The organism is Armatimonadota bacterium (assembly GCA_016125185.1).
GTDB lineage: Bacteria > Armatimonadota > Fimbriimonadia > Fimbriimonadales > Fimbriimonadaceae > Fimbriimonas.
Window position 1 is genome coordinate 105,623 of record WGMG01000009.1, and the last position, 11,954, is coordinate 117,576.

General features: G+C 60.0%; 7 protein-coding genes. 6 read left to right on the forward strand and 1 reads right to left on the reverse strand.

The genetic code is table 11. The features are described 5' to 3' along the window. The first annotated feature begins 78 nt into the window (after nucleotides 1–78). The 6 genes from GC165_19755 (at nucleotide 79) to GC165_19780 (ending at nucleotide 10,778) form a co-directional block, all read left to right on the forward strand. Nucleotides 79–1,377, forward strand: a complete 1,299-nt coding sequence (locus GC165_19755) for an amidohydrolase family protein (protein MBI1335105.1) — start codon at nucleotides 79–81, stop codon at nucleotides 1,375–1,377. After that, nucleotides 1,374–4,061, forward strand: coding sequence for an amidohydrolase family protein (locus GC165_19760; protein ID MBI1335106.1), 2,688 nt, complete (start codon nucleotides 1,374–1,376; stop codon nucleotides 4,059–4,061). Before GC165_19755 ends, GC165_19760 begins: the two co-directional genes overlap by 4 nt. A gap of 27 nt (nucleotides 4,062–4,088) precedes the next feature. Then, nucleotides 4,089–5,729: a phospholipid carrier-dependent glycosyltransferase gene (locus tag GC165_19765; GenBank protein MBI1335107.1), complete on the forward strand. Its 1,641-nt coding sequence runs from the start codon at nucleotides 4,089–4,091 to the stop codon at nucleotides 5,727–5,729. Between the two features lie 132 nt (nucleotides 5,730–5,861). Next, nucleotides 5,862–6,968: a DUF2961 domain-containing protein gene (locus tag GC165_19770; GenBank protein ID MBI1335108.1), complete on the forward strand. Its 1,107-nt coding sequence runs from the start codon at nucleotides 5,862–5,864 to the stop codon at nucleotides 6,966–6,968. 659 nt (nucleotides 6,969–7,627) lie between these two features. Next, nucleotides 7,628–8,185 (forward strand): hypothetical protein, encoded by a 558-nt coding sequence (locus GC165_19775; protein MBI1335109.1) that lies wholly within the window; start codon nucleotides 7,628–7,630, stop codon nucleotides 8,183–8,185. 154 nt (nucleotides 8,186–8,339) lie between these two features. Beyond that, nucleotides 8,340–10,778, forward strand: coding sequence for a DUF2339 domain-containing protein (locus tag GC165_19780; protein MBI1335110.1), 2,439 nt, complete (start codon nucleotides 8,340–8,342; stop codon nucleotides 10,776–10,778). 54 nt (nucleotides 10,779–10,832) lie between these two features. Here GC165_19780 and GC165_19785 read toward each other — a convergent pair whose 3' ends face one another. Next, nucleotides 10,833–11,846 (reverse strand): TIGR03067 domain-containing protein, encoded by a 1,014-nt coding sequence (locus GC165_19785; GenBank protein MBI1335111.1) that lies wholly within the window; start codon nucleotides 11,844–11,846, stop codon nucleotides 10,833–10,835. Between the last annotated feature and the right edge of the window lie 108 nt (nucleotides 11,847–11,954).

Below are 11,954 nucleotides of genomic sequence, written 5' to 3' on the forward strand. Positions count from 1 at the left end.
TCGACCTCTTCGGCGACACCCGCGGCACCTAATTTCTAATAACAACCGGCCGTGGGAACATGGTAAAACGCGCTATCCATGCGTACTTATTCACTCGCGCTCCTCGCGTTGGGCCTCGCTTCGGCCGCCCATGCGCAAAGCGCGGATTTTGCGATTACCGGCGCAAAGGTCTTCATCGGCGACGGCAAGGTGCTCGATAGCGCCACTGTCGTCGTCAGGAATGGAAAGATCGACTCCGTTTCGACCGACGCCGCCCCGGCGGGCCTCACCGCTATCGATGGGAAGGGCAAAGTGCTCTATCCCGGCTTCATCGATGCCTACTCGACGCGGCTGACCAAGACCCCGCCCAACCCCTCCACCGACGGAAAGCCGGACATCGGCGTCGAAGCCCCGCCCTACATGTGGATCGGCAACCACAAGGGCATCTATTCCGACTTCCCCTCCGCCCCCAATCTCGACTTCGACAAGGACACCAGCGCCTGGGATAGCGGCATCACCGCCGCCCTCGTCATCCCTCGCCAAGGAAGCATCCGAGGGGCCGGAGCCGTCATCAACATTCTTCCCGCCGCCGAAAAGGACGCCCGCGTCCTCGACGATTCGTTCGGCTTCGGCATGAGCTACCGCAATGGAGGCGGCGAAGGCTACCCCTCCAACATTCTCGGCGTCATCGCTCTCATGCGGCAAACCCTCGCCGATGCAAAATCCCTCGCCGACGGGGCCAAACTCGCCAAACCCGACGACAAAGCCCCTTGGAAAAAGGCTCTGGAGGACCTCAAGCCGCTGGTCACCGGCCAAAAGCCCGCCGTCTTCGAGCTCAACATGGACCGCGAAATCGCCCGGACCTTCCACATCGCCGACGAATTCGGGTTCAAATTCATGGTCGCCGGTGGACGCGATGCCTACAAAATGATCCCCGATCTCAAGGCGCGCCAGATTCCCATTCTCTACACCATCGATAACCTCATCGAACCGTCCGTCGAACCTGATAAGGCCGACACCGACCCCGCCGACGTCACCCCCATCGAATACAAAAAGGAACGGCACGACCGCTGGGAAGAGCAGATCAACGGCATCGCCGACATCGCCAAAAGCGGTCTTCCCTTCGCCTTCGGCACCAGCTCGGCCCCGGCCCAATACCTTGAGAGCATTCGCGGCTTCATCAAGCACGGCCTCGACAAAGACCTCGCCCTCAAAGCCATGACCATTAACCCGGCAACCATCCTCGGCGTCCAGTCCAAGCTCGGCACCATCGAGACCGGTAAGCTCGCCAGCCTCGTGCTCATGTCGGGCGAATTCACCGACGAAAAGAGCAAGGTCGAACGCGTTTGGGTCGCCGGAAAACCGGTGGTCGAACCCAAGAAGGAGGGCGGCAAGTGAAGCGTCTCGCACTCCTCCTCGTCGGCCTCGCCAGCTTCGCTCACGCCCAATTCCCGTTCGAATTGGAATCGGATCGCAAGCCAAAGACCGTCACCGACGGCAACTGCCTCATCAAGGGCGGCCGCATCCTGACCGCCACCCACGGCACGCTGGAAAACACCGACATTCTCGTCCAAAACGGCAAAATCGCCAAGGTCGGACGAAATCTCGTCGCTCCGTCCGGCACCATCGTCATTGACGCGAAGGGCAAAGTCGTTTGCCCGGGCATCGTCGATGCCCACTCGCACCGAGCCGCCGACGGCACCAACGAAGGGGCCGAAAGCATCGTCGCCGAGGTTCGGATGCAGGACATCCTCAACCCCTCGGCCCTCTCGGTCTGGCAGGCCCTCGCTAGCGGACATACTTCCGCGATGATCCTCCACGGCAGTGCCGACTGTGTCGGCGGCCAAAGCGTGGTCATCAAGTACAAGTACGGCGCGACGGCTGATGAAGTCCGGATTCCCGATGCCCCGCGCATGATCAAATTCGCCCTCGGTGAAAACGTCACCCGCAAGAGCAGTACCACCAACTCGCGCTTCCCCACCACCCGCATGGGCGTCGAATCGGTCTATCGTCACGCCTTTAACGAGGCCATTCAATACAAGAAGGATTGGGACGCCTACAAGGCGGGTCAGACCAAGGTCGAACCGCGACGCGACCTCCGACTAGAAACCCTCAGCGACATCCTTCAGAAGAAGATTTGGGTGCAGTGCCACTGCTACCGAAGCGACGAAATGCTGATGATGGTCCGCCTCAGCCAGGAATACGGCTTCAAGATCGGCGCGCTCCAGCACGCCCTCGAAGCCTACAAAATCGCTCCTGAGCTAGCCAAGGCCGGCATCGGAATCTCGATCTTCGAAGACGAATGGTCGTTCAAGCAGGAAGGCTACGACGCCATCCCGTGGAACGCCTACATCTGCAACAAGGCCGGCGTCAACGTCTCCATCAACACCGACGGCCTCAGCGGCACGACCGCCCTCAACATCGACGCCGCCAAGACCATGCGCTTCGGCGGATTCACCGAACAACAGGCGCTCCAGACCATCACCATCAACCCGGCGAGAGAGCTCGGAATCGACAAGCGAACCGGAAGCATCGACGTCGGCAAGGACGCCGACATCGCAATCTGGGACGGCCACCCGCTCAGCGTGTACTCCAAGTGCGACCTCACCATGATCGAGGGCAAGGTCTACTTCCAGCGTCGCGACGCCTTCGGCATCGATGGTGCCTCGATCACCAAGGCCGTACTCGACCGCAAGGTCAACGCCGCCGAGAACACGAGCCTGCCCAAGTCGTCCAATATCTACGCCATCGTCGGAGCCACGATCCACCCGGTCGTTGGGGCCGACATCCAGGGCGGAACCGTCGTCGTCAAAGACGGCAAGATTCTGTCCGTCGGCAAGTCGGTCGATATCCCCCACGGCGCGTCGGTCATTCAAGGTCGCGGTCTGCACGTCTATCCTGGCTTCTTCGACGGCCAATCCTCGATCGGCCTCAAAGAGATCAGCCCGATTCCCGTCATGAACGACAACCGCGAGTTCGGCACCTTCAACCCCGACCTCGACGCGCTCACCGCCGAATGGGTGGAAAGCGCCCACTTCGGCCCCGCCAAATTCAACGGCGTGACTAACGTGTTCTCGGCCCCGACCGGGGGAAGCATTTCCGGCCAGGGCGCGGTGATCAACACCGACGGCTACACCACCGAACAACTCGGCGTCGAACGCAAAGCTGGCCTCGTCGTCAACATGGCGGGCGGACGCGGACGTCCGAACTTCGACATGTGCGACATGGTCGACACGTCGATCCTCTTCGGCGGGCGCGGGGAGACCCCACAGATGGATGGCCGCGTCGGCGACGCTGATCTTTCGCTCAACCAACTCGAGGAATATTACGACTTCCTCGGTGGCCGCATGCCGTTCCAAGACGGCGGCGATGTCTTCGCCCAGGGCGGAAGCAACAGCGCCCTCGACAGCTACTTCGACAAAGCGTCGAAGTACATGGACGCCCGCAAAGCCGACCCGAACATGCCGATCGACCTCGAAATGGAGGCGATGATCCCCTATCTCAAAGGTGAAAAGACCGTCGTTCTGTCGGCCCACTCGGCCAGCCAGATTCGCGACGCCGTCGCCTTCGCCCAAAAGTTCAAGCTCAAAGCCGCGATCTCTGATGGCTCCGAAGCTTGGCGCGAAGCCGCTCTGCTCGCCAAGGCCCGCATCCCCGTCATCCTCGCTCCCGCCGGTGCCAGCACCCTCGGCGCGAACAACACGGACCGAGCCTACGACCCCTACGACACGCCCTACGTGAAGGCGGGCCTCTTGGCCAAAGCCGGAGTCAAAATCTGCTTCCAAAGCGGCGACGGTTCGGAAACGATGATGCTCCCGTTCAAAGTCGGCGAGCACTGTGCCTATGGCCTTTCGCGGGAAGACGCCCTCAAGGCTCTGACCATCAATCCGGCGCAAATCTTCGGCGTAGCCGACAAACTCGGCTCCATCGAGCCGGGCAAGATCGGCAACCTGATCGTAACCGACGGCGACCCATTTGAGCTCACGACGACGATGCGCTACGTGTTCATCGATGGCCAGCCGCGCAGGCTCGAAAGCAAGCACACCATGCTCCGCGACAAATACCTCCAGCGCCTGAAATAGCCCAAACTCCGTCTCCCATTTCTTGAAATGGGAGACGGAGGGTCCGGTGAAACGGCAAAAGGCTTTCCGCTCCTTTGGGAGTGCTCATTTGAACTGTCTGTAGACCCCGCCGAGCTTGCGAGGGAAATGGAGCGGAATCGGGGCGAAGCCTGCTTCGCTGAAGCGAACTACGCAATCCCAGCGCAAAAGCCAGTGAGGGCACGACGAACCAGCCCACCCGGTAAACTCCACCCCATGAAACGCGAGGCCAGGCCGATCCCCCTAGGTCTCGTTTTTCTCTTCGCCTGCCTCCCCCTCATGGGCTGGTGGATGACCGGCCTCTTCGACATCGACGAAGGCTTCTACGGTGCCGTCGTCTCCGAGATGAACCGTCGCCACGAGTGGATCACCCCGTTCTACAACGGCAACCCTTGGTTCGAAAAGCCGATCCTCCTCTACTGGCTCGCCAAGCCCTGCATCGCCCTCTTCGGCGTTGATTTCGGGCCCCGTCTGCCGTCCGTCCTTTGCACCATCGCCCTCTTCGCTGTCTGCGCGTTCTTCGTCAAGAAACGCTACGGCGAGCGCACCCAAGCCCTGACCGTCTTCTGCCTCGGCTCCAGCATCCTCGTCATCGCCCTCGGACGACTGATGATGACCGATGCGCCGCTCAACCTTTGCCTCACCACCGCCTTTCTCACCTTCTACGAATCTCTCGTCGGCGACCGTCGCTGGCGACTCCTGACAGCATTCTGTATTGGCCTGGGAGTCCTTGCCAAGGGCCCCGTCGCGATCGCCCTCTTCGTCTTCGTCGCGGGCGTCTCGCTTTGGCGCGACCCCTCCCTGCGAACCCAAATACGAGGCTATTGGCTCGCCGGCACCGCCATTCTCTTTGCCACCGTCGCCCTTTGGTACGTGCCCTGCTACCTCGCCAACGGTCAAGAATTCATCCAGAAATTCCTCATCGAGCAGAACGTCGGACGATTCCTTGGCGGCGACAAGGCTCACTCCCTTGGCCTCCTAGGGTTGCCCTTCTATATCCCCTTCGTCCTCATCGCCGTCTGCCCGTGGGGCTGGATCGAGTGGCGCGCCGTCCTTCCCCAGAACCGCGACGACTCGTTCTCCCGCTTCCTGTTCGTCTGGGCCGCAACCATCTTCGTCTTCTTCACCGCCAGCAACGCCAAGCTCCCGCACTACATCTTGCCGATGATCCCGCCGCTGGCCATGCTCGCCGCCAAGAAGATGGCCACCAACCCCCGAGTCAACTGGTCCCCCATCTGGATCATGGGCATCTCGATGCTACTGACCCTCGGCATCATCGACCCCGCGCAGCGGATTTGGTACGCGAAGTCTGGCCAGCAGGAAGCTCAATACCTCGCCCGTAAGCATCCGGAAATCGAGGTTCTCTACCAACTCGGCCGCCAAGACAAAGCGCTGATGACCGGCACCACCCGTCTGCAGGAAACCAGCCTCCCATCGCTCCTGATGTATCTCAACCACGATGTGATCGAGACCGACAACAAGGACGACCTCATCGACCAACACCCGAAAATCGTCTACAGTGGCTCCGCCCACGTTCCCCCGATCCGCGCCCGCATCTTCTTCACCCGCCGCTCCCGACTAGCCGAATTGCCAACCCTCTCCCCAATCGAAGAAACGGAGAATTTCGGCGTCTACATGCTCAAGCTTTAGGCATAATCCCCCGACCAGGCCCATTTCCTCTCCTCGTAGGAGAGGACCTTCGCGCGACGACAGGAGCATGCGAAGAGGTGAGGTAGGGAATAGCAACCAACTCCCAACCAAATCAGATAAGCTTGCGACCAAATGAGCCAGGGCCCATTGGCAAACATCGCCAAGCTCGTCGACGCGACGACGCATCGAATCTCCAGTTACGACCGATCCGGTGGAAACGGCGACAACATTCCAATTCCCGCCGGAACGACCGTCACTCTCGCCGAGATGGATCACCCCGGCATCGTCACCCACATCTGGTGTACGTTTCACCACGACGACCCCGACAGCCGCCGCAATCTGATCCTGCGCATGTACTGGGACGACCAAGAGCACCCCAGCGTCGAAGCCCCCATCGGCGAATTCTTCGGCCAAGGCTGGGGCACCTGCTACGTCTATCAGACCCTCCCCCTCGCCGCCACGCCGGTCGAAGGTCGCTCTCTGGTCAGTTATTTCCCGATGCCGTTCCACAAGAACGCCCGCATCACCCTCGAAAACGACTCGGACGTCGACGTCAAGCACTTTTACTACTACGTCGACTACGAAAAGCACCCGTCCATCCCCGATGACGTCGCCTGCTTCCACGCCTGGTACCACCAAGAATCCACCCAACCCGAGGACGGCACTGGCAAGGAAAACGAGTGGGAAGTGTTCGGCAAATTCCAAAACAACCCTAGCGACGCCAACAACTACGTCTTCTGTGAACTGGAGGGGCACGGCCACTTTGTCGGCGTCAACTACTTCATCCAAAGCGACACCCCGATCTGGTACGGCGAAGGCGACGACATGTTCCTCGTCGACGGCGAGCCCTGGCCCGGCTCCGCCCATGGGACAGGCACGGAAGACTACTTCAACCAGTCCTGGTGCCCCGACGAGGTCTTCATCCACCCCTACTTCGGCACCGCCCGCGCCCCCGGAAAAGGCAACGACTCGCCTCGCTACGGCTGGCTCGGACGCACCCACGTCTATCGCTTCCACTTCGAAGACCCGATCCGGTTCAAAAAATCCCTCCGCGCCAGCATCGAGCACGGCCACGCCAACTGCCTCGCCCTTGACCTGTGTAGCGTCGCCTACTGGTACCAAACCCTGCCATCCAAACCGTTCCCACCCCTCCCAACCCGCGAAGAACGCAAACCCAAACCCGAATTCGGAGCCGTCGACATGCACCGCCTCCGTTGCAAAGCCCGCGGAACGGATTAGGATCGCGATGGGCCCTTCTCCCTTTTCTCGAAAAGGGGGAAGGGTTGGGATGGGGGTCCAATCAAAGTCCGAATCGACCGAGGTTCAAGGTGCGAGGCGACCCAATTTCCCTCTCCCATTTCTTGAATTGAAGGGTCCGCAGTTGTAACTGCCCCGAGCAAGCAAGGAAAGCCCGCGACTGCTACCTCAATGCCGAGGCACGGTGATTAATCCCGAATTTGTGAGCAGAGGTTCTGAGGTTCAAAAGTCATCATAGCGCCTCCAAAGGACCCACCGACATCCCGCTCACAAGGAATCCCATCCCTAAGGCAGTCTCCACCGACAGCCAAGCCCTGACATAACATCGGCGCACTTACGAAAGCTAGCAGACGTAGGGCTGAAAGCCCGTTTCAAATTAGCCCAGCCCGCCAGGGCTGGGTAAAGCCAAATGAGACAAAGTCCAAGGAGTCCCGAGCGTCGGGACGACCCCGCCATTATGGCGGCCGATCCATGGGTCGCGCTCCCATGTCTCAAAGTGTACGTCCGCAGTTGGTACTGCGACAAAGGCAGGGTCAAAGGCCTCCAAACTCCGACCAGTGAAGGCTCCTCCACTCATGGGGAGGTGTCTTCCGCCCAAGGCGGAAGACGGAGGAGTTAACTCAAGCAGTAAAATCACGCCCATGAAAGCCAAGAACGTGCAACTCACTGTGGCTTTCGCGTTGTTAGGCATCGTTTTGGTTGCCCTGCTAATGCCCAAGCATAGGCAACTCGATCCCCGATGGAATCAGTACGCGACGTTCTTGCGTGAGGCTGATACGGTCCAGACGGTAGCCACAACATTTGATTTCTTTCCCTTCGATAATCCTCCGACCAACATCGAAAAGTATCTCTCTGAGAAAGAACCTGGAGGACGTCACAAGGTTCAAATCTGCGACGCCAAGATGCGCGAAAGAATCCTATCGTGCATTGCGCAGATCACGACTCAGCAAGACATGGCGTCATCGTGTTTTTGCCCCCATCACTTCGTGATTGCGACGAAAGGAAGCCAACGCGTGGTCCTCAGCATTTGTTTTTTCTGCCAGAGTTGCCTGACGGGCGGAAGCATTCAAGTCCAAGATAGCATCTCAAAAAGCGGAATCCACGATACGGCCGAAGCCTTCGGTATCGATCTAGCATCGGACCTGGGGGATAAGCGTTGCTTCATCAACGATGGAGTGAGCGGCAAACTACCCGAGTAACGCAACCAACCGCAAAAACCCCACCATATTCACCCTGAAACAAGGTCCCAATTTCCTCAGACCCCCGGTCTGAATCCCGCTCAAAAGCCTTCAAACTTCGCCGCCAAAGGGCTATCACTAGGGTGTCGACTACCAATCGACAACGGATCGCACTATGACGAACGAACAACTCGAATGGCGAATTCAGACCTTGGAAACCGGGTTCCAGGGGATTCTGCATCGACTGACCGCCCTCGAAGATGCCGCCAAACCAGGACCGGCGCCCGCCCGATACATCCCGATCACCCCACCTCCGGTTATGACGCCCGAACCGCCCCGACCGGCCCCCAAAACCCAGTTCGACCTTCCCAAGCACATCTTGCCCGAACCGAAGGTCGATACGCCTTACCAACACCCTCGTCCCCACTCCGCCCCAACCGACCCCGACGAACTCGAATACAAATTCGGCATCAACGGACTCCTGCGCGGCGGTGCGGCCGTCATCCTCTGCGCCGTCCTCTTCCTCGTTGCTCTCGCCCTCGGACGCGGATGGATCACCCCCACCATGCAGTTCGCTGGCGAAATCCTCCTCTGCCTCGGCTTCATCGCCATCGGCGTCTGGAAGCACGACGAGCGCGAAGACTTCGGCCACCTCATGGTTGGCCTCGGCTCATTCGGACTCTATGCCAGCTTCGCCGGAGCCTACGCCTACAAACACCTCTTCGAAGGCGAGACCCTGGTCTCACTCTACATGCTCCTCAGTCTCGCCAACCTCGGCTACTCCCACTGGCGAGCCTCTAAAACCTTTCTCACCATCGGCCTCATTGGGGGTCTCGTCGCTGCCATCATGCCGATGCACCGCGACAAGGTTCTCCTCGATTTCGCCCTCCACTTCGCCATTCTCTTGCCCTGTTCCGCCATCATTCTCCGCAATAAGTGGCAACACATGGCGACCTTCATGTGGGTAGTCTCGACCCTCGCCCTCCTGCCCGCCGCGACCTCCAACTTCCATCAGGCCTACCGCGTCGGCGCGATCTACCTCAACTGCGCCATCGCCCTCTTCGTCGGCGGACGACTCTTCAAACCCTCTAAGTTCGACCCGCTCGCCGCAGTTCAATCCGTCATCGTCGTCCTCACCGGATGCCTCGCCGTCGGCATCGACGAAGGCCACAAAGGCTCCGTTCACGCCCTCGTCCTTACCGCCATCGCCGCCGGTGTAGGCTATCTTGTCAGCGTCAGCAAAGAAGCTCGAAACGCCACGTGGCTAGGCGCGCTCATCGTCGCCATGCTCGTCACTCCGCTCGGTTCGACCCAAGAAGTCGCCACCAGCTGGTACGCCGTCGAAGCCCTCGTCCTTGCCGCCGTGGCGCTCCGTGCCAACTCGATTCCCATCGCTGGAGTCGGAATCGCGACCTTCCTCGCGTCCGGTCTCGCCTACGTCTGCTCGCCCGCCCATCAGGACTTTCGCTTCGCGTTCCTCACGCGTCCTTGGGAGCTGTCCCTCCTCGCCGTCTACGTCGCCACGATCGTGACCAATCTGATCTTCGTCCTCAAGCGTTCCACCAAGGACGTTGGCGAGATCACACTATTCTTCGGTGGAGCCCTCATCGTCGGAATCTTCGTCCGCGCCGCCAACGTCGCCCTCGGCTACGGCGCAACGCACCTCAATCCAGTGGATATTTCAGCCATCGCGCTCGCTTTCGCCAGCCTCGGTAGTCTGGGTTTCGCCGTCAAGACCCGTCACCAAGGCATCTTTGGCATCGCCGCGCTCTTCGGCTTCATCTCATGCATCCAGGCCATCCTCTTCGATCCCCTCATGAAGCCGACTTGGGTAAGCCCCATGCTCATCGGCGTGACCGCGATCACCGTCGTCCTCGCCGCCGCCTACGTGGTCCGTACCGACAACGAGGTCAGCGGAAATGGGGCGATTTTCCTCGCCGGGTTGATCCTATCCGCGTTCTTCGTACGGGTGCTCGCCCTCGCGGGGGCCAGCCACCTGCTGAGCCTCGACGACCACACCTACATCTCCTTTGGCATCGCGATCATCAACCTGGTTTGGACACTCATCTCCCTTTTCTCCCGAAGGGCGGGCTATCTTGTGCTTGGCTGGCTCTCGACCATCGCCGCCGCCCTAAACGGCCCTTCAAACCTCACCCTCCATGGCCCCCAATGGCTGGATATCTTCGCCCTCGCCGTCCCCATCGCAGGCACCGCTGCCGTTTATTGGATAACGCCTCGCCCCAACGACGAAGAGGTCGCGCTGTCCGCGATCACCATCATCGCCGAATGGGTCCTGGTCACCTTCCTCATGGTCTACATCCTGACCCTTCCTTCGATCGGCATGGGTGCGATCGCCGCCACCACCGTCTCATGGGTCTCTGTCGCGATGGCCGCCATCGTTTCCGGCTTCATGCTGAAGCGACGACATCTTCGCTATTGGAGCCTCGTCGTCTTCGCCGCCACCGTCGGAAAGGTGTTCCTCGTCGACCTCTCCACCCTCGACTCCTTCATCCGCGTCCTCATGCTCATGCTCCTCGGCTTCGGCATGGTTGGCGGCGGCTACTGGTACATCCTGTGGCGACGCGGTCAAGAAAACCGGGAGAAGGCCGCCTAAAAAAATCGGAACGATCTGCCCCGTACGCGCATTGCCAGTACGGGGCGGCCACGATTATTTTCGCTTCCAGACGCTGTATGTGACACCATCGCCCGGCGTTGATTGCAATTCATTCGGTCGTCCCATTCCTACCGGCCCCATCGCGACCCGCAGAATTTCGCCGTCGAGTTCGTAGATGCCTTCTTGCAGTTTGTTTTTGTTCGGTCCCGACGCCACCAAGTAGTCGATGCGCCCTGGTGCCGGAATCTGGAAGAACACATCCACCATCTTCTGGCCGCCAAATACGACCGTCGTGCGCGAGCCCTCGCAAACCCGGCTTCCGTGGGACAAAAACTGCTTCGGCACCGCCGCCCCGCTGTTCACAATCTCCAGCGCCAGCCACTCGCCGTGCAAAGCCTCCATCTCCGGCGTTACTCGCTCAAAGTCGGCCGGATCACCGGTTGGCAGTTCGGGACTCGGCCCCGGCGGGGTCGGCTCGATCACTGGCGCATCCGACGTCACTCGCCTCAAGGTCTCCAAGGCATGGCCCGTTCCCGGTCGAGAAACAAAATCCTCCGGCCGCGAAGCGCCGGTTAAGCCCAAGCAGATGATCAGTTCGTTCTTCTCCAGCCGGAAAATGCCGTACGACGAATTCCCCGCCTCTGGACCTTCGATGAAGTCGATATCGATCGTGGTCGGCGTCGCCTCCACGTCGATTTCGAATACTCCGAGGTAGTCAGCCTCTGGCGACAATGTGTTAAAGCGATCACCGTTGATGACCAGCTTCGAATGGGTCAGCGCCTCACCCGGAATCGTGTTCCCCTCGACCTGCAGCGTAACGAACACCCACGTTCCCTCCAATGCGTTCAGAGTCTCAACGTAGTGAACGAGCTTGGGCCAACTGGCAAACCCGCCCTGGCGAGCAACGACGAACTGGGCATCGGCTAGTTTTGCCTTGTCGCTGTCGAGCCCCTGCTCGCGAAAAGCCGTAATGGCAACAGAGTCCTGCGACTGGAATTGGGCGAGAAGGGCCTTCGCCTGCCCCTTCAAATGATCGAGATTCGGCCGAGCCGGGAGTTTCTTATTCATGGTTCCTCTATGCTTGTCCTGCGATCTGCCATCAGGTGCACAAAGGGAAAACAGGCCGTCGGCCCGTCAATTTCGTATGATAGGTGGGTTGAACCCTTCCCGCAGATC

Coding starts and splice junctions, on each gene's coding strand:
- GC165_19775 (MBI1335109.1), top strand. CDS start 7,628: ATGAAAGCCAAGAACGTGCAACTCACTGTGGCTTTCGCGTTGTTAGGC.
- GC165_19770 (MBI1335108.1), top strand. CDS start 5,862: ATGAGCCAGGGCCCATTGGCAAACATCGCCAAGCTCGTCGACGCGACG.
- GC165_19780 (MBI1335110.1), top strand. CDS start 8,340: ATGACGAACGAACAACTCGAATGGCGAATTCAGACCTTGGAAACCGGG.
- GC165_19755 (MBI1335105.1), top strand. CDS start 79: ATGCGTACTTATTCACTCGCGCTCCTCGCGTTGGGCCTCGCTTCGGCC.
- GC165_19785 (MBI1335111.1), bottom strand. CDS start 11,846: ATGAATAAGAAACTCCCGGCTCGGCCGAATCTCGATCATTTGAAGGGG.
- GC165_19765 (MBI1335107.1), top strand. CDS start 4,089: ATGGGAGACGGAGGGTCCGGTGAAACGGCAAAAGGCTTTCCGCTCCTT.